This is a genomic window from Delftia sp. GW456-R20 (genome assembly GCF_001622915.1).
Classification (GTDB): domain Bacteria; phylum Pseudomonadota; class Gammaproteobacteria; order Burkholderiales; family Burkholderiaceae_C; genus Comamonas; species Comamonas acidovorans.
The window spans coordinates 1,997,381-2,013,669 of the sequence record NZ_LWCN01000004.1 but is presented as its reverse complement, the minus strand read 5'-3'; the positions used below and the strand labels follow the sequence as shown (position 1 = coordinate 2,013,669).

The 16,289-nt window shown below is 68.9% G+C and carries 16 protein-coding genes; 3 read left to right on the top strand and 13 right to left on the bottom strand.

All coding sequences use genetic code 11. The features are described 5' to 3' along the window. The first annotated feature begins 151 nt into the window (after positions 1 to 151). Both A4F85_RS14305 and A4F85_RS14300 read left to right on the top strand, forming a co-directional pair. Positions 152 to 1,432: a L,D-transpeptidase Cds6 family protein gene (locus A4F85_RS14305; RefSeq protein ID WP_231890550.1), complete on the top strand. Its 1,281-nt coding sequence runs from the start codon at positions 152 to 154 to the stop codon at positions 1,430 to 1,432. Then, positions 1,432 to 2,946, top strand: a complete 1,515-nt coding sequence (locus tag A4F85_RS14300; RefSeq protein ID WP_063326951.1) for a L,D-transpeptidase family protein — start codon at positions 1,432 to 1,434, stop codon at positions 2,944 to 2,946. The genes A4F85_RS14305 and A4F85_RS14300 overlap by 1 nt, the downstream gene beginning before the upstream one ends. A 61-nt stretch (positions 2,947 to 3,007) precedes the next feature. Here A4F85_RS14300 and A4F85_RS14295 read toward each other — a convergent pair whose 3' ends face one another. The 12 genes from A4F85_RS14295 to A4F85_RS14240 all read right to left on the bottom strand — a co-directional run bounded on the left by A4F85_RS14295 (position 3,008) and on the right by A4F85_RS14240 (position 14,937). Beyond that, the gene (locus tag A4F85_RS14295; protein ID WP_013803741.1) at positions 3,008 to 3,397 is read right to left on the bottom strand and encodes a hypothetical protein; all 390 of its coding nucleotides are present in this window, start codon (positions 3,395 to 3,397) and stop codon (positions 3,008 to 3,010) included. A 128-nt stretch (positions 3,398 to 3,525) separates the two neighbouring features. Continuing rightward, positions 3,526 to 4,602, bottom strand: a complete 1,077-nt coding sequence (locus A4F85_RS14290) for a GntR family transcriptional regulator (protein WP_063326950.1) — start codon at positions 4,600 to 4,602, stop codon at positions 3,526 to 3,528. A 63-nt stretch (positions 4,603 to 4,665) separates the two neighbouring features. Beyond that, a complete protein-coding gene (locus A4F85_RS14285; protein ID WP_063327984.1) occupies positions 4,666 to 5,856 on the bottom strand; it encodes an ABC transporter substrate-binding protein in 1,191 nt (396 codons plus the stop codon). A 23-nt stretch (positions 5,857 to 5,879) separates the two neighbouring features. Beyond that, positions 5,880 to 6,959, bottom strand: coding sequence for a CobW family GTP-binding protein (locus A4F85_RS14280; RefSeq protein ID WP_063326949.1), 1,080 nt, complete (start codon positions 6,957 to 6,959; stop codon positions 5,880 to 5,882). Further along, positions 6,956 to 7,300, bottom strand: coding sequence for a hypothetical protein (locus A4F85_RS14275; protein WP_231890615.1), 345 nt, complete (start codon positions 7,298 to 7,300; stop codon positions 6,956 to 6,958). Before A4F85_RS14275 ends, A4F85_RS14280 begins: the two co-directional genes overlap by 4 nt. 191 nt (positions 7,301 to 7,491) lie before the next feature. Then, on the bottom strand, positions 7,492 to 8,250 hold the full coding sequence (locus A4F85_RS14270) for an SDR family NAD(P)-dependent oxidoreductase (RefSeq protein WP_063326947.1): 759 nt from the start codon (positions 8,248 to 8,250) through the stop codon (positions 7,492 to 7,494). 11 nt (positions 8,251 to 8,261) lie between these two features. After that, positions 8,262 to 9,038, bottom strand: coding sequence for an SDR family NAD(P)-dependent oxidoreductase (locus A4F85_RS14265; protein ID WP_063326946.1), 777 nt, complete (start codon positions 9,036 to 9,038; stop codon positions 8,262 to 8,264). 7 nt (positions 9,039 to 9,045) lie between these two features. Further along, positions 9,046 to 10,491 carry an MFS transporter gene (locus A4F85_RS14260; protein ID WP_043823934.1) on the bottom strand — a complete coding sequence of 482 codons (1,446 nt, stop codon included), beginning with the start codon at positions 10,489 to 10,491 and terminating at the stop codon, positions 9,046 to 9,048. A gap of 28 nt (positions 10,492 to 10,519) precedes the next feature. After that, a complete protein-coding gene (locus A4F85_RS14255) occupies positions 10,520 to 11,395 on the bottom strand; it encodes a polysaccharide deacetylase family protein (protein WP_013803733.1) in 876 nt (291 codons plus the stop codon). A 1-nt stretch (position 11,396) separates the two neighbouring features. Further along, positions 11,397 to 12,830 (bottom strand): amidase, encoded by a 1,434-nt coding sequence (locus tag A4F85_RS14250; protein WP_063326945.1) that lies wholly within the window; start codon positions 12,828 to 12,830, stop codon positions 11,397 to 11,399. Positions 12,831 to 12,962: 132 nt separating this feature from the next. Continuing rightward, positions 12,963 to 13,736, bottom strand: coding sequence for a siderophore-interacting protein (locus tag A4F85_RS14245; RefSeq protein ID WP_063326944.1), 774 nt, complete (start codon positions 13,734 to 13,736; stop codon positions 12,963 to 12,965). Then, entirely contained in the window at positions 13,729 to 14,937 is a 1,209-nt protein-coding gene (locus tag A4F85_RS14240; protein WP_063327983.1) for an arabinose transporter, read from the bottom strand. Before A4F85_RS14240 ends, A4F85_RS14245 begins: the two co-directional genes overlap by 8 nt. Positions 14,938 to 14,997: 60 nt before the next feature. On the opposite strand from A4F85_RS14240, the gene A4F85_RS14235 reads away from it, so the two are divergent. Next, entirely contained in the window at positions 14,998 to 15,657 is a 660-nt protein-coding gene (locus A4F85_RS14235; RefSeq protein WP_013803729.1) for a TetR/AcrR family transcriptional regulator, read from the top strand. Between the two features lie 31 nt (positions 15,658 to 15,688). Here the strand turns inward: A4F85_RS14235 and A4F85_RS14230 are convergent, their stop codons facing one another. Then, entirely contained in the window at positions 15,689 to 16,258 is a 570-nt protein-coding gene (locus tag A4F85_RS14230) for a hypothetical protein (protein ID WP_231890549.1), read from the bottom strand. Between the last annotated feature and the right edge of the window lie 31 nt (positions 16,259 to 16,289).

The window sequence follows — 16,289 nt, the reverse complement described above, 5'->3', positions numbered from 1 at the left end:
CGTAGAGAGCGCCCATATGCTGATTTCGTCCAGAGTTCCGTCGCGAGTGCCGGGTCGTACCTATTTGCGGATAGCCCGACCTGTGGCCATTGCCGCCTTCAGCCTGGGGGCCGCTTTGTGCGGGGCGTTTGCCCACGCGTCGCAGGAGGCGGTGGACGAGGTCTCCCGGCTGCTGGAGCAGGGCAAGGCGCCCCAGGCCGCCAAGCAGGCCGAGGCCTACCTCAAGCAGAACCCGGCCGATGTGCAGATGCGCTTTCTGCAGGGCGTGATCGCGGCGGAGCAGCGCCAGAACGCCCAGGCCATCAAGATCTTCACGGCGCTGACCCGTGATTACCCCAGCCTGCCCGAGCCCTACAACAACCTGGCCGTGCTGTACGCCGCCGAGGGCCAGGAGCGCAAGGCCTCGGAAGTGCTGGAGCAGGCCATTCGCACCAACCCCAGCTACGCCACGGCGCATGAGAACCTGGGCGACCTGTATGCGCGCATGGCCAGCGATGCCTATGCCAAGGCCTTGCAGCTGGACGGGTCGCGCCAGGCCATCCAGCCCAAGCTGGCCCTGATCACGCAGATCTTCCCCAAGCAGGGCGGCGCCCAGGTCAGGACGGCCCAGGCCACGGCCACAGCAACGGCCGCTTCGACCAAGGTGGCCGATGCCAAGGCAGCCCAGGCCCGCGAGGCCGACGCCAAGCTGGCCGAGACCCGCGCCGCCGAAGCCAAGGCCGCAGAGGCCAAGGCTGCCGAATTCAAGGCCGCTGAAGTGAAGGCCGCCGATGCCAAGGCCGCCCAGGCCAAGGCGGCGGAGGCCAAGGCTGCAGAAGCCAAGGCTGCAGAAGCCAAGGCTGCAGAAGCCAAGGCTGCAGAAGCCAAGCTGGCCCAGGCCAAGGCGGCGGAAGCCAAGGCGGCAGAGGCCAAGCTGGCCCAGGAAAAGGCAGCTCAGGCAGCACAGGACAAGGCCCGCGCGGCCGAGGAAGCCAGGCAGGCAGCGGCCAAGGCCGCTGCTCCGGCCACCGCAGCCGCCGCCACCGCCGTGGCCGCCGCCGAGCCTGCCAAGGCAGCGCCTGCCGTCGATGAGAAGAAGGCCGCACAATCGGCTGCCGCGCAGGAAGTGGAAGCCGCCGTCAAGGCCTGGTCCACCGCATGGGCCGGCCAGGACATGGACCGCTACCTGGACGCCTACAGCGACCACTTCTCCCCGGCCGATGGCAGCAGCCTGGCCAAGTGGAAGGAACAGCGCCGCCAGCGCATCGTTGGCCGCACCACCATCGTCGTCAATGTGCGCGACCTGAAGGTGACCGTGGATGGCGACAAGGCCACGGCCCAGTTCCGCCAGTACTACGCATCGGGCGCGCTCAAGACCACTACCCGCAAGACCCTGCGCATGCAGCGCGAAAAGGGACAATGGCGCATCACCCATGAAGGAACCGGCTCCTGATGCCTGAAAAAGCGCGTCCCCTGGCACTGCCACCCACCGGCCTGCTGCGCCTGCATGCGCGGGCCGCCGGGGTGGCCGTGCTGCTGGTCGCGCTGTCCGCGGTGTCCTTCAGCCCGGTGGCCCATGCCAAGCAGGCCAAGGCCAAGGCCTCCAAAACGGCAGCTGCCAAGCCTGTCTCCTCCAAGCCTGCCTCCGGCAAGGCGGGCGCAGCCAGGCTGCGCGCGGCATCGGGCAAGCCCGCCCTGGCCGCCGCTGCGGTGGCCACGGCGGGCGGTGCCGCTGCCGCAGCAGCCACCCATGCCAAGGCCGCCGCCCCCGCACAGCAAAGCCAGGCGGAGGCCCGCCTGCTGGCCATCATCCGCCAGGTGGAGCAGCGGGATCTGGACGGCGCGCTGAAGGCCGCCGGCGATCTCACCGCCGAGGTTCCCAATTTCCGCGCAGCCCAGCTGGTGTATGCCGACCTGCTGCGCTTCAAGACCGGCCGTGCCGGCGAGGTGCTGGCGGGCACGCCCGTCGCCGCCTCCTCCGCCCCCGGCCATCCGGGCCAGGGCGTGCTGGTGCGGCACAACCTGTCCGTGGGCAGTGTCGCGCGGCTGGAAGGCCCGGCCAGTCCCACGCAGGCCCAGCTGCAGGATCTGCAAAACGAACTCAAGCGCCGCCTGCAGGCCGACAGCGGCGCGCCGCCCGCGGGCTCCGTTCCCGGCGAGTTCCTGATGCTGGGCGCGTCGGTGCGGCATGCGATTGCCATCGACGCCAGCAAGTCACGGCTGTACCTGTTCGCCCATGAGGCGGGCGGGCTGCGGCTGGTGGGGGATTTCTATGTCTCCGTGGGCAAGCTGGGCACGGACAAATGGCAGGAAGGCGACCAGCGCACGCCGCTGGGCATCTACTTCGTGGGCCGCCACATCCCCGGACCTCGGCTGCCGGAGTTCTATGGCAAGGGCGCGCTCACGGTCAACTTTCCCAACGACTGGGACAAGGCCGTGGGCCGATCGGGCAGCGGCATCTGGCTGCATGGCTCGCCGCCCGACCAGTTCTCGCGCGCGCCCGAGGCCAGCGATGGCTGCCTGGTGCTGGCCAACCCCGACCTCACCTTGCTCATGCAGACCGTGGACCGACAGACGCCGGTGCTGATCCGCGAAAAGCTGCAGTGGGTGGCCCCCAAGGCCCAGGCCCAGCAGAAGGCGGCAGATGCCTTTGTGCGTGTCGTCGAGGAATGGAAGAGCGCCTGGGACGGGGCCGACCCGCACAAGCTGGCCGCGCTCTACGCGCCGGACCTGCTGCAGTCGCCCGCCTCGCGCGCATCGCAGGAACGGCTGGCCGCCTACCTAAACCGCCCCGGCGTGACGCTGCAGGACCTGTCCATCTATTCCTGGAAAGATGCCAAGGGGGAGATCCGCGTGGTCAACCTGCGCGCCAGCAGCAAGGCCTTCGCCGAAGGCCTGCCGCTGCGCCAGTACTGGCGCAAGACGGGCGGGCGCTGGCAGCTCTTTTCCGAAGACGTGATGGGCTGAACCGGGCCGAGTCCGGTTGCTCCCGATAGCGCCCGATAGCGCCAGGCGGGGCCCGGCCGGCTCAGGTGGTCTCGTTCTTGCGGTTGCTGTCGAACCGCCGCTCCGCATCGAACAGATGCTGTATCAGCACATGCGAGGTCATGTTCACGCCGATCCCGCCAATCATGGCCGGCAGCAGGTACAGCGCCGTGGACAGCTCCGAGACGAAGATGGCGTTGTCCGACAGCGACGGCGTCTGCCGGGCCGCCGATGCCAGGCTCTGCAGCAGGTAGACATCCACCCCCGCCATGGCCACCAGGGCCAGCCCGAACAGCAGCACCGTGGTGCGCGAGATGCTGCGCTTGGCCAGCAGGGCCGCGTAGATGGCGCAGGGAAGAACGACCGAGAAAACCACCAGGCTCCAGAATCTGGCTTCGGTGAAGACGGTGGTGCTGATGCGCAGGGCGTTCATCGGTGCGGTCCTTTGGGCGACCAATATGCCGTGCTTGCGTAAACGCCCGGTGAACGGCAGGCAAACCAGCGGTTCCACATGCAACCAGCCGCGCCGGGCAGCGGCAGCCGGCTGCAGGAATCACAAGATCAGGTCTGCCGCACCAGGTAGGCGGGCAGCTGCGTCTCAGGCAGCACGGCCAGCACCTTCAGCTGCAGCTGGGCGCGCTTGCGCGCCTGGGCCAGATAGTCCTGCAGCGCCTGTGCGGCCCGCTCGTACTCCCCCTCCCACAAGGCATCGACGATCTGCCGGCAGTTCTCGGTCAGCGGCGGATTGGGCGATTGCGGAAACATGCGGCAGAAGGTGCTGTGGATCAGCCAGGGCATCTGGCACTGCTGCAGCATGCCCACCAGCTTGTCGTTGGGGTGCCGGGCCAGGAAGTCGCCGTGCAGGTGCTGCTCCACGCGCTGTTCCAGGCGCTGCTCCAGGCGCAATGGTTCCTGCGTGTCCGGAACACCTGGCGCCGTCGCGCCTTGCAGGCCGTGGCGCAGGCTGGCGAGCATGTCCCTGTCCAGGCGCGGCCCGCTTTCGCGCAACGCTGCGGGCGCCAGCAAGGCGAGCAGCTCGAAGTCCTGATTCACCGCGCGTGCCGTCAACGCGGCCACACGCCAGGCGGCGTAGGTGCTTTTCTCCACCAGCCCTCTATCTACCAGCCGGCTCAGCACCTCGCGCAGGGCCACGCGGTTGACGTTGAAGTGGTCCATGGCGGCGCTCTCATCGATCTGAAAGCGCCCGAAGATCATGGCGATGGAGATGGACTGCTCCAGCTCGTCGTGGATGCGCTCGCTTTCCGATGGAATGTGGATCGTGGCCTGGCCCGCCTCCAGGCCCAGGGCCTGCGCGTCCAGCGTCAGGCGCAGGGGCTGCACGGCCTGCCCGGGCCGGGCGACCAGGTAGCCGCGTCCGTCGAAGGTGCTCAGCAGCCCTTCGGCATGCAGCAGCTCGAAGGCCTTGCGCACGGGAATGCGGCTGGTGCCGAAGACTTTGGCCACGGGCCCCTCCAGCAGCACCAGGCCGGGCGCCACCCGCTGCTCGACGATGGCCTGGCGCAGGCGCTGGCGTATCAGTTCATAGCGCAGCCGGCGCTCGGAATCGCCAGATTCGCCGGTCTCGCCGGTCTCTTCGTCCCGCGCAGTCTGCGTGGATGCTTGTGTGGCTCTTCTCATTCCTGCTTCATCTGCGTGTGCGTGTGCGTGTGCCGCTGCCGGCGGGGCCGTCATCGGGCAGGACTATAAGGCGCGCGCACGGCGCAGCAGCGTGGCCCACTGGCGCACCAGGTAGTTGTGCTCGTCCATGACGGTGTTCCAGACGGCGATGCGGCCCAGGCGCTGCTCGTAGGAGCCGCCGTCGCGCACGCTGCCGCGCGGGATCACGAGCTGGCCGTCGGTGCCCTGCAGGTCTTCGGCGGCGGGCAGGCCGGCGTACCAGTAGTCCCATTCGCTGGCGCTCAGGTGCTCGCGCGTGCGCAGCGGGTTGGAGATGTAGTAGCCCTGCCGCGCCATCGCGGCACCGGGCCAGCCGGATTGCCACCAGTTCAGGTAGCGGTAGGCGGCATCCAGCGTGTCGCCCCTGGCCTGGCTGGAGATGCCCAGGCCGCCGTACCAGGCGCGGTAGCCTTCGCGCGGACAGGCCAGCCGGTAGTCCAGCCCCGCCGCGCGGTAGTGGCCCATGGCCGGCGACCAGTGGCTCTGGATGGCAACGCCTGCATCGATCATCAGCCGTGCCGCATCGGCGTAGTTGCCCCAGAAGCCCCTGAATTGTTCGGACTCCTGCCGCTGCAGCAGCACGGCCATCATCCGGTCGATTTCCTCCAGCCCCAGGTTGCTGATGTCGCCGAAACGCATGTCACCGCTGGCCTGCAGGGCAAGGGCCGCGTCCAGTGCGCCGATGGCGGCATCGGCCTGCAGCGCAGCGCGCCCTCGGCAGGCGGGGGAGACCAGCCAGGACCAGCTTTCCTCGGCCTGGTCGAACAGCGCGGGCAGGGCGGCGGGCAGGTAGACAAAGCTGTCGACGTTGTGCGTGAGCGGCAGCATGGAGATATGCGCGCTGGGCACATCGCTGACGCTGCCATCGGCCTGCACATACAGGCGCGTGACAGGATTGCAGCCCGCGCCAAAGGCCGCCTGCGGCGTGATGCGGCCGGTGCGGGGCAGGGCGTTGACCTCGTCCCAACAGGTCAGGCGCGCCGTGTCGATGGGCTGCAGGGTGCCGGTGGGCCACAGGAAATCCACGCTGTGGAACCACTGGTCGTACAGGTCGAAGCTGTCCTGGCGCATCACGGCCTGGCGCTGGGCGTCGAAGCCGTCCAGCACCTCGAAATGGATGCGTATGCCCAGGTCCTGCTGCGCACGCTGGCGCAGGGCTTCGGTCAGCGTCACCGAGGTGCCGAGGACACGCAGTTCGGGATCGTTCTTGCGCATGTTGCGGTCCTTGCCGTGGAGGTTCACGCAGTGTGGGGTGAGGGACTTGCCGGGGTCTGGCTGCCATTGTCCTGCGAGTGGAGGCGGTAGAACGATTGCCAGGAGGCCCTGATCTGCTGCTCATCGAGCCCGGCCGTGATGAAGACCAGGCGGGAGCGCCTGTCCCCGCCCGGCCACTCGGGCAAATGCTCGGGGGCGTGCATGAGATGGCCCATGCCGTGCAGCGCCGTGGGCTGCCCCTGCGGCCAGCCATCCGCGGCCACGGCCACCAGTCCCTTCAGGCGCAGCAGCCGGTCGCCATGGCGGTGCAGCAGCATGGTCAGCCACAGGGTGAGCACGCACCAGTCCACCGGGCTGTCAAGTTCCAGGCAGAACGCCTGGGCGCCTGCGTGCAGGCCCTGGCCCTGGCCCGTGCGGCCGCGCGGCGTGCCGGCAATGGCGCGTGCCAGCCAATCGGTTTGCAGAGCATGGGATTCCTGCATCTGCCAGGCAGGCGGTACCGCTGCGCCGGGGCTGCAGGTGACGATGCTGGCCAGGGGATTGATCTGCGCCAGTTGCGCACGCTGTGCCTCGGCCTGCTGTGGCGTGGCCAGGTCGGTCTTGCTCAGGTACAGCCGGTCGGCCGCCGCGACCTGGGCCAGCCATTCGGGGCGCCGGGACTGTTGCCACGGGGCATGCAGCGCATCGACCACGGTGGAGATGAAGGCCGGCCTGAAGATCTGGCGCAGCTGCGCATCGCCGATCAGGGTGGCGATCACGGGGCCGGGCGCTGCCAGCCCCGTGGTCTCCACCAGCACCCTTTGAAAAGGCGGCAGCTCGCCGCGCAGGCGGCGCTGGTACAGGCGCCACAAAGCGTCCTTGAGTTCGCCGCGTATGGCGCAGCAGACGCAGCCGTTGTCCAGCAGCACCGTGTCGGCGTCTATGCGGCCCACCAGCAGATGGTCCAGCCCCACGGCACCGAATTCGTTGATGAGCACCGCAGTCTCGCCCGCGGGCGAGTCCTGCAGCCACTGCCTGAGCAGCGTGGTCTTGCCGCTGCCCAGAAAGCCCGTGAGCACGCCCACGGGCAGCCGCTCGCCGTGGTGGTCCGTCAGGCCGCTCATGGCGCCTGCTCCCTGTGTTCCTGTGCTGGTGCACGCCCTTGTGACCGCACTTGTGCCTGCCCTTGTGCCTGCGCCGGCTGCCACGGCATGGCCAGCGGATCCAGGGCTCGGCCCAGCATCTGCTCGGCGGCGGGCCACAGCGCGCCGAAATCGGCAATCAGTACGCTGGCCCCCGTGGGGCCGGCCAGCACATAGGACTGGCCATGGAAGTCGCTGAGCCGCAGCCGCCACAGCGCCAGCAGCCGGTTGGCGCGCGCAATCTGAATCAGCCGCTGGCGGCGCCCGGCCGATCCGGCCGGCGCCTGGCTCCAGTGGCCGGAGGCCTGCAGCAAACCGCACATTCCACACATGACAGAAACCCTTTCGGTTGCGAATGGAGCCGCCTGCGAAACTGGCGCAGCCAAAGAGCAGAGACACCGAGGAAGGGCCTATGCCGGCCGCGCCGCCCCGCACCGAGGGTGTCGCCGGCTGCCCGTACGCCCCCCTCCGAAGAGAGGGGGAAGACGCGAAGCGACTCAGGGGGTGCTTCTTTTCACGGCATGACATCGCCGGAATTGGGCCCCAGCGTCTGTCCCACATACAGATTGCCACCGGGATCGGAGGCCAGCAGCACCGCCGTGGGCGCCACTTCGTCGGCGCGGCCGAAGCGGCCCAGCGGCAGGCTGGCCTCCTTGGCGCGCTTCCAGTCCGCGCTGATGCCATCGACCAGCGGCGTGGCGATGGGGCCGGGGGCAATGGCGTTGACCAGGACGTTGTCGGGTGCCACTTCCAGCGCCAGCGACTTGGTGAAGCCGATCACGCCGGCCTTGGCCGCCGCATAGTGGCTCAGTTCCACGCCGCCCTTGATGCCCAGCTGCGAGGCGATGTTGATGATGCGGCCCCAGCGCTGGGCCTGCATGTGCGGCACCGCGCGCCGCGCGCACAGGAAGACGCTGCGCAGGTCCACGCGCAGCATCTCGTCCCACATCGCGGTGGACATGTCGGCGCAGCGCGACTGGGTGAGCATGCCGGCGTTGTTCACCAGAATGTCGATGCCGCCAAAGGCCTGCACGCAGCGGTCGATGATGCGGTGGGCCGTGGACTCGTCGCCCACGTCGCCGATCACGGTTTCGGCCTGCGCGCCCAGCGCGCGGCAGCGCCGGGCCACGCTGTCGGCGCGGGCGGCATCGATGTCGGCCAGCAACAGCTGCGCGCCGGCCTGCGCATAGGCCAGGGCGATGGCCTCGCCGATGCCGCTGCCGGCGCCTGTCACGACGGCGCGGCGGCCGTCCAGGGGCTTGGAGGTGTTCATGTCGGATGTCCTCAACTGGGCCAGCGCACGGTCAGGCCGCCGTCGGCAATGATGGATTGGCCGGTGATGTAGGAGGCCTCGTCGCTGGTCAGGAAGCGGATCAGGGCGGCGATTTCGCGGGCCTGCCCCACGCGTCCCAGCGGGATGCCCCTGGCCGCCAGCGCCAGGCCCTCCGGCCCCAGCGAGTTGACCGGGTCCAGCGATTGCGGCGTCTCGATCAGGCCCGGAATCACGGCATTGCAGCGTATGCCGCGCGGTGCCAGCTCCATGGCCACGGCGCGGCACAGCCCGGGCACGCCTGCCTTGGCGGCCGCATAGTGGGCATGCTGCTCCCAGCCGTAGACGCCGCCTGCAATGGAGGAGACGGCCACCATGGCCCCGCCTGCAGCCATGTGGCGCGCACTGGCCCGGAAGGTGCGCATCACTCCGCCCAGGTCGATGTTGATGACCTCCAGCCACTGCGCATCGCTCATCTCGACCAGGGCCGCCTGGCGCAGCAAACCCGCATTGGCGACGACGAAGTCCAGCCGGCCGAAGCGGTCCACGGCGACCCGGGCCAGGTGCTCGACCTGTTCGGCATCGCCCACATCGACCGCCTCCATGACGCACCGCCCGCCCGCGCGTTCGACGAGTTCCAGGGTCTGGCCGGGATCGTGCGGATCCCGGGGGTAGTAGCTGCCGGCCACGGCAATGCCTGCCTGCGCATAGGCCAGGGCCAGCGCCTGGCCGATGCCGCTGGCGGCGCCCGTGACGAGGGCCACCTTGTTGCTGGGGGTGTCCGGGTTCATGTCGGCCTCACTTCACGGTCTCGGGATCGACATGGGGCGCCAGAAACATCAGCAGGCCCGAGGCCGCGCAGGGAATGGCGCCCCAGTACAGCGCCGCCTGCACCCAGTCCGAGCCTTGCGACAGCGTCCAGGTCACGCCAAAGCCTGCCGCGATGGCGCCCACCTGGCCCATGGCGTTGACGAAGGAGCTGGCCGTGGCGCGGATGTGGCTGGGAAAGCTCTCGCCGATCAGGAACAGGGCGGCTGCATAGGGGCCGATCAGGAAGAACAGCCCCAGCGAGTACAGCGGCACGATGCGCCAGAAGTCGCCCGAGGGCGCGTTCAGCATGAGCGCGAAGGCCAGGCCACCCAGCATCCAGCCTATGGCCACGGCGTTGCGCCGGCCTATGCGGTCACCGAGCCAGCCATGGAAGACATAGCCCAGAAAGCCCGCGAGATTGGAGATGATGAGCACCTGCAGCGCGCTGGAGAAATCCACGCCCTTGCCCGGCGTGCCGCCCGCGCCGCCCAGCACCGAGGTGCCCAGCACCGCGAAGATCACGATGGCGAACCAGTTCAGGAAAAAGCCCAGGGCCAGCGACAGCGTGGGCCGCAGCGAGGCACCGCGGAACATGGCCGACAGGCCGGTGTGCTGCTCCTGCTGTGGGCTGGCGCCATGCTCCTGCGCCAGGCGCATGGCCTCTGCCTCGCGCCCGGCGCGGCGCAGATCGGCCACGCGCCGCGCGGTCAGGAACTGGGGCGTCTCCACCAGCCGGCGGCCCAGCACGGCGATCACCAGGGCCGGGAACATGGCGAATACGAAGGACAGCGCCCAGCCGCCGCCCTGGCCGAACCAGCGCTCGCCCAGCGGATACAGCAGGGCCACCAGCACGGCGGTGAGCACGGCGCCCACGGGCCAGCCGCCCTGCACCAGCGAGTAGATGAAGCCGCGCCGCCGCAGCGAGGCCGGGTCGGTATAGACCAGGGAGAACAGCTCGCTCAGGTAGGTGGCGTTGATGCTTTGCTCGGCATAGCCCAGGCCCGCCAGCGAGCGCACCACGATCAGCAGCACGAAGCCCAGGCCCGCCGACAGGCCGATCACCCAGCCGGCCAGCGCCGTCAGGCCCGAGCACAGCGCGGCGCCCGCCACGGCGATGATGATGCCCTTGCGCCGCCCCAGCCGGTCCGCAATGGGGCCGATGCCGAAGGCCACGATCACCGTGCCCAGGGTTACCCAGGTGTTCAGGCGCGCCTGCTGCTCGGCGCTCCACTGGAAGTGCTCGCCCAGTTGCGGCAGCAGGGTGCCGAAGAGGATGAAGTCGTAGACGGCAAAGACCCAGGCGAAAAAGCAGACCCAGGTGGCGTAGCTGACCTGCCTGCGCGTCACGGTGGGCGCGGTCCAGGGGGCATCGATCCCGGCCGGGGCCGGATGGCCGGCGCCTGGGGCGTCGGAGGCAATGGCGGAGGTATTCATGGTGTCCTCGCTGAGGTGGGATGCGGCATCAACGCGGCTGGCGGCGCAGGAAGTCGTCGGCGATCTGGTCGCACGTCATGAAGCGCACGCCCTCATGCGACTGGAAATGCTCGATCAGGCGCTCCAGCATCAGCAGCACCTGGGGGCGGCCGGAGACATCGGGGTGGATGGTGATGGGGAAGACCGCGTAGTCGTGCTCGCGGTAGACCCAGTCGAACTGGTCGCGCCACATCTGCTCTATGTCGCGCGGGTTGACGAAGCCGTGGCTGTTGGGCGACTTCTTGATGAACATCATGGGCGGCAGGTCGTCCAGATACCAGTTGGCGGGGATCTCGACCAGCCGTGTCTCCTTGCCGCGCACAAGGGGCTTCATCCAGGTGTCGGGATGCTTGCTGTAGTCGATGCGCGTCCACTGGTCGCCCACGCGCACGTAGTACGGGTGGAAGTCGTTGTGCATCAGGCTGTGGTCGTACTTGATGCCTTTCTTGAGCAGCAGCTCGTTGGTGACCGGGCTGAATTCCCACCACGGAGCAACGTAGCCAGTGGGCGCGCGGCCGGCCAGCCGCGTGATGACTTCGATGCTGCGGTCCAGCACGGCCTCTTCCTGCTCGGGCGTCATGGCAATCGGGTTCTCATGGCTATAGCCGTGGATGCCGATTTCGTGGCCCGCGTCCACAACGGCCTTCATCTGCTCGGGAAAGGTCTCGGCAGAGTGGCCCGGAATGAACCAGGTGGTCTTCAGGCCGTATTTGTGGAACAGCTTGAGCAGCCGCAGCGAGCCGACCTCGCCCGCGAACATGCCGCGCGAGATGTCGTCTGGCGAGTCCTCCCCGCCATACGAACCGAGCCAGCCGCCGACGGCATCGACGTCCACGCCAAACGTGATCTGGATTTCCTTGCTCATGTCATGCACTCCTATCAATGGGAACGGTGGAGGGGGAAAGAACCTGTTCGACGCTCAGCGCAATGCGCAGCAGCCGGTCGTCATCGCCCCGGGGGCGCATGAGCTGCAGGCCCGTGGGCAGAAACGCAGGCCTGCCGTCCAGGCCGGGAATGCGCTGCACGCCGCTGGGCAGGGCCACGGCCGGCGTGTCCAGGTAGCTGCCGGGCATGGTCAGCCGCAGCGTGGCGAGGTTGGTTTCGGCAAACAGCCTGTCGTCGTCCAGCAGGGGCAGCAGCAGGGGTGCGGTGTGGCCCGTGGTGGGCAGCACCAGGGTGGCATCGCCCAGCTCCTGCGCGAACAAGGCCATCAGTGGTGCGCGCTGGGCGATCAATGTCCGGTAGCTGTCAGGACTCAGATGCCTGGCCGCCTCCAGGCGCTGGCGCACGCGCGGGTCCATGCGTGCGGCCTGATCGGCATCGTCCAGGCGTGCGCGGTGGGTGGCAAAGGCTTCATGGGCGCCCAGCCAGCCATGGCGCCGGGTCAGCGTCCGTACGGCGCGCAGGCTGCGCAGCGTGCGGCGCTCCACGCGGGCACCCCGGGTCTCCAGCAAGGCCAGGGAGGACAGGAGGTTGTTGCGCACGGGAGCTTGCACGCGGTCGTCATCCAGCAGGCTGAGGTCCGTGCAGAACACCTGATTGCGCAGGTCCGCGGCGGGGGATGCGTTGGCATGGCCGTCGTCGGTCAGCCCGCGCAGCACGCGGTCCAGCGCCATGCAGTCGGCCACGCTCAGGGCCAGCGGCCCCAGGGTGTCCAGGGACGGCGCCAGCGCAAACACGCCCTGCAGGCAATAGCGCCCCCTGCTGGCGCGATAGCCCACCAGCCCGTTGAAGGCGGCGGGAATGCGCACGGACCCCGCCGTGTCCGTGCCCATGGCCAGCGGCCCGCACCCCAGGGCCACGGCCAGCGCAGCGCCGCTGGACGAGCCCCCGGGCGCCCGGTCGTGGCCTCCCTCATGTGCAAACACCGGCGTGCCGAAGCAGGGATTGAGCCCCAGGCCCGAGTAGGCGAACTCACTGAGATTGGTCTTGCCCAGGCAGACCATGCCGGCCGCTGCGGCACGCGCCACCACGGCGGCGTCGGCCCGGGCTGGCGCGGCCGACTGCAGCAGGGCCGAGGCCGCCGTGGTCGGCGTGCCGCGCACGTCGAACAAGTCCTTCCAGCTGATGGGGATGCCGTCCAGCGGCCCCAGCGGCCGGCCCGCGCGCCAGCGCTCCGTGGACTGCCGGGCCTCCTCGAGCGCGCGGTCCGCCGTGATGCGCGTGAACACGGACTGGCTTGCGCAGGCAACGCGCAGGCAGTGCTCGGTGGCTTGCATGGGCGTCAGCGTGCCGGCTGCATACGCCGCATGCAGTTCGGAGGCCGAGGGAGGCGCCGTCTGGCAGCCAATGGTTTTCATTGAATTTGAATGTTGATGTCAAAGTTCATTTTTTGATTCTAGTGAGCGCCTGCATCCCGCGTCCGGGTGGTTACCCGGGGGATGTGGCGCTGTTGATGGGGGGAGAAAGCTGCGTGCGCAGCCCTAGCGGCTCTAGCGATCCTTGTGGTCCGCCTCGCCGGATTTCCAGTAGCCCTTGGTGCTCAGCTGGGTGCGGGCGATGCCACGGTCCAGGAAGTGCATCTTCAACGTCCGCATGGCGCCGGACTCGCCGGCCATCCACAGATAGCCGGTGCCCAGCGGCAGCGGCCGGTACATGAGCCGCTGGCACAGCCTCTGTCCGGGCTGGCCTGGCGCAGCGGTGATCCACTCGGTGCGCCAGTTGGCGGCGCTGTCCATGGGTTGGCATTCGCCGTCGTCGACGATTTCCACATAGGCCTTGACCCGAGCGGAGGCCGGCAGACTCGCTGCGATGGACTGCATGGCCGGCAGGGCCGAGGCATCGCCTGCCAGCATCATCCAATTGGTGTCGGCTGGTGGGGCGAAGCCGCCACTGCGCGGGCCGGCAATGGCCACCTGCTCGCCCACGCGGGCCTGGGCGGCCCAGCGGGAGGCGGGGCCGTCGCCGCCAGCGGAGGTGTTGTTCTGATGGTTGGCATTGAACGCATCGCCATGCAGCACCAGGTCAATGTCCAGCGTGCCGGCCTGGCGGTCCACGCTGCGCAGCGTATAGGCCCGACCTTCGCCGGACGGCAGGAACAGCTTGACCCAGGCGGCGGGCGCATCCGCTGCGGGCGCTCGCGAGAAGGCGGCAATCTGCTCGCCGCCCAGCGTGATGCGGCGCATGCGCGGGGTGATGGACTGCACGTTCACCACGGTGCCCAGGGCGCGCTGCGTGCCGGCGGGGGTGTGAAGCGGCTCAGCCATGGGAGGCTCCCCGGGCTGCGTTCACGCGCAGCAGCAGGGCCACGGCAATGGACAGGGCCACGCTCACGGCGGCGGCGAAATACACGTCTCCGACGCCCGTGACACTGGCCAGCAGCCCGGCGGCGGGAGCCGTCAATCCCATGGACAGGTCGAAGAAGGCCACATAGGCGCCCATGGCCGCACCGCGCGCCTGGGGTGGCGCACCGCGGACGGCTTCCACGCCGAAGGCCGGGAAGGCCAGCGAATAGCCGAAGCCGGTGAGTGCGGCTCCCGCATAGGCCCAGGCCGCATCGCCGCCGCCCCAGATCAGCAGCAGGCCCGCCGCCTCCAGCGGAATGCTGGCCAGCGCCACCCGCACGCCGCCCAGCTTGTCAGGCAGATGGCCGAAGAACAAGCGCGCCCCTATGAAGGCGAGGCCGAAGGCCGTGAAGGCCAGCGAGGCCGCGCCCCACCCGCGCGACGCGAACAGCAGCGCCGCAAAAGTGGTGATCACGCCAAAGCCCGCGCTGGACAGGGCCAGCCCCAGGCCGGGCAGCCACACCGTGCCCAGCACCTTGTAGAACGGTGTGCGGCGCTGGGCCGCAGCCGGCGTGGCGCGCAGGCCCCAGACCATGACCAGGGCGGCCAGCGGCAGCACGATGGTGGCCACGGCAATGCCCGAGAAGCCCCAGACGGCCTGCACTGCCACGCCGGCCGGCGCGCCTGCCGCATAGGCGCCGTACATGGCAATGCCCACCCAGGCCATCACCTTGCCGGCATGTTGCGGGCCGATCATTGCCATGCCCCAGCTCAGGGCGCCGGTGATGATCAGGCTCTCGGCGCAGCCCAGCATCACGCGGCCGGCGGCCAGCACCCAGACTGCGGCCTGTCCGCCCTCGAAGGCGCGGGACATCAGGTAGGCCACGCCCGAAGCGGCGGCCAGCAACATGCCCAGCACCACGGCATGCCTGGCGCCGCGCGTGTCGGCCAGAGAGCCGGCCCAGGCCCGCGACAGCAGGGCCGCCGCGAACTGGCAGCCCATCACCGTGCCCACGCCCAGCGTGCCCAGTCCCAGGGTCTGACTCAGGTGCAGGGGCAGCACGGGCATGGGCATGCCCAGGCAGAGAAAGCTGACGAAGACCGCCAGCGTCAGCGGCAGCAGCCGCGCAAATGCGTTCACCGGCGGCGACGCGGCCGCGGATGGCGAAATTCCGGAAGACATGTGCATTCCCTTTCAAATACGAGTAAAAACTCAGATCACATGTCCAGGAGAATATGAGCCATGGCTCGCATTGAAAACTCGCATTCGCAGGCGGCGCAGCGGCAGCCGCCCCAGCCCCGCAAGCAGCCACGGCAGGCGCGTTCCCTTGCCACGGTCGAGGCCATTCTGGAGGCCGCGGCTCGCGTTCTTGCAGAACGCGGCTACGCCGCCACCAACACCAATCTGGTGGCCGAGCGCGCAGGTGTGAGCGTGGGTTCGCTCTACCAGTACTTTCCCAACAAGGACTCGCTGATCACGGCCTTGCACGAGCGCCACGCCGCGCAGATGTACGCGGCCATTGCCGCCGTGCTTGCGGCCGAGCGGCCGCAGGGCCTGCAAGGCCATGTGCAGGCCATGGTCCGCGCGCTGCTGGCGGCGCACCGGGTCGAGCCCGATCTGCACCGGGTGCTGGAAAAGGAGTTCCCCTTCTTCGACGCGCCGCGCGAGCAAAGCGCGGCCGACGGCGGAATCTTCCGCCAGGTGCGCCAGCTCCTGGAGCTGCACCGCAGTCAGCTCGCCCACCGCGATCTGGACCTGGCCACCTGGATGCTGCTGCAGACCATGGAGTCCCTGGTGCATGCCGCCGTCATCGATCCGCCTGCCATGTTCACCCCCCAGGCCCTGGAGGATGGCATCGTGCAGGTGCTGATGGGGTATCTGCGAGCGCCTGCCCTGGGTTGAGGATGCAAAGCGCGATTTGGTCGCCAGGTCCTCAGGGCGCGAAGACCTCCGGATCGTCGTGGCGCCAGGCACCTATGCAGCCGATGAGGCACACCACAAAGCTGGTGATGGAGCCAGCTTCGCCCGCGTCCTCATACTCGGCCACGATGTTGACCTGCGGCTTGCGCCAGGCCAGCAGACGTCCGCCATGTCCCGGTCGCTCGATCCCATCATCCATTTGCGGCGGCCCAAAAACCGCCACCAGCGCTTCAGGTGGGGATCGCATGCTCAGCCCCGAAGGCAGGCTGCCCGCAAATACGGCCCGGATTCTGCTGTCTGCCCCCGGCGCAAGAAAATGCACGGAGCCAATGAGCCAGACATCGCCATCCTCCCAGTCTCTCCCCGTCAGCCTGGAAAGTGCCCGGGGACGATAGACATCGATGCGCAGCGAGGACTTGGCGGACCAGATGATGTCGTCATCAAAATGGCTCGACGGCCTGGGCATTCGCTTGACACCCAGTGGGCCAAGCAGTCGGGCCACTTTGCCGGCGTCATAAGGCTGGCCCAGCATGTCGATGAGTTCTTCGCAAGGGGATTTCATGGGCACGGTGGTGGTTCTCAACAATGGGTGCAATCACGCAATGCCGACAGGC

What these genes read in the sequence shown, in the direction of transcription:
- A4F85_RS14245 (WP_063326944.1), bottom strand. Translation starts at nt 13,736, where the DNA reads ATGGCTGAGCCGCTTCACACCCCCGCCGGCACGCAGCGCGCCCTGGGC.
- A4F85_RS14290 (WP_063326950.1), bottom strand. Translation starts at nt 4,602, where the DNA reads ATGAGAAGAGCCACACAAGCATCCACGCAGACTGCGCGGGACGAAGAG.
- A4F85_RS14235 (WP_013803729.1), top strand. Translation starts at nt 14,998, where the DNA reads ATGGCTCGCATTGAAAACTCGCATTCGCAGGCGGCGCAGCGGCAGCCG.
- A4F85_RS14280 (WP_063326949.1), bottom strand. Translation starts at nt 6,959, where the DNA reads ATGAGCGGCCTGACGGACCACCACGGCGAGCGGCTGCCCGTGGGCGTG.
- A4F85_RS14270 (WP_063326947.1), bottom strand. Translation starts at nt 8,250, where the DNA reads ATGAACACCTCCAAGCCCCTGGACGGCCGCCGCGCCGTCGTGACAGGC.
- A4F85_RS14275 (WP_231890615.1), bottom strand. Translation starts at nt 7,300, where the DNA reads ATGTGCGGTTTGCTGCAGGCCTCCGGCCACTGGAGCCAGGCGCCGGCC.
- A4F85_RS14250 (WP_063326945.1), bottom strand. Translation starts at nt 12,830, where the DNA reads ATGAAAACCATTGGCTGCCAGACGGCGCCTCCCTCGGCCTCCGAACTG.
- A4F85_RS14300 (WP_063326951.1), top strand. Translation starts at nt 1,432, where the DNA reads ATGCCTGAAAAAGCGCGTCCCCTGGCACTGCCACCCACCGGCCTGCTG.
- A4F85_RS14265 (WP_063326946.1), bottom strand. Translation starts at nt 9,038, where the DNA reads ATGAACCCGGACACCCCCAGCAACAAGGTGGCCCTCGTCACGGGCGCC.
- A4F85_RS14255 (WP_013803733.1), bottom strand. Translation starts at nt 11,395, where the DNA reads ATGAGCAAGGAAATCCAGATCACGTTTGGCGTGGACGTCGATGCCGTC.
- A4F85_RS14240 (WP_063327983.1), bottom strand. Translation starts at nt 14,937, where the DNA reads ATGTCTTCCGGAATTTCGCCATCCGCGGCCGCGTCGCCGCCGGTGAAC.
- A4F85_RS14285 (WP_063327984.1), bottom strand. Translation starts at nt 5,856, where the DNA reads ATGCGCAAGAACGATCCCGAACTGCGTGTCCTCGGCACCTCGGTGACG.
- A4F85_RS14260 (WP_043823934.1), bottom strand. Translation starts at nt 10,491, where the DNA reads ATGAATACCTCCGCCATTGCCTCCGACGCCCCAGGCGCCGGCCATCCG.
- A4F85_RS14295 (WP_013803741.1), bottom strand. Translation starts at nt 3,397, where the DNA reads ATGAACGCCCTGCGCATCAGCACCACCGTCTTCACCGAAGCCAGATTC.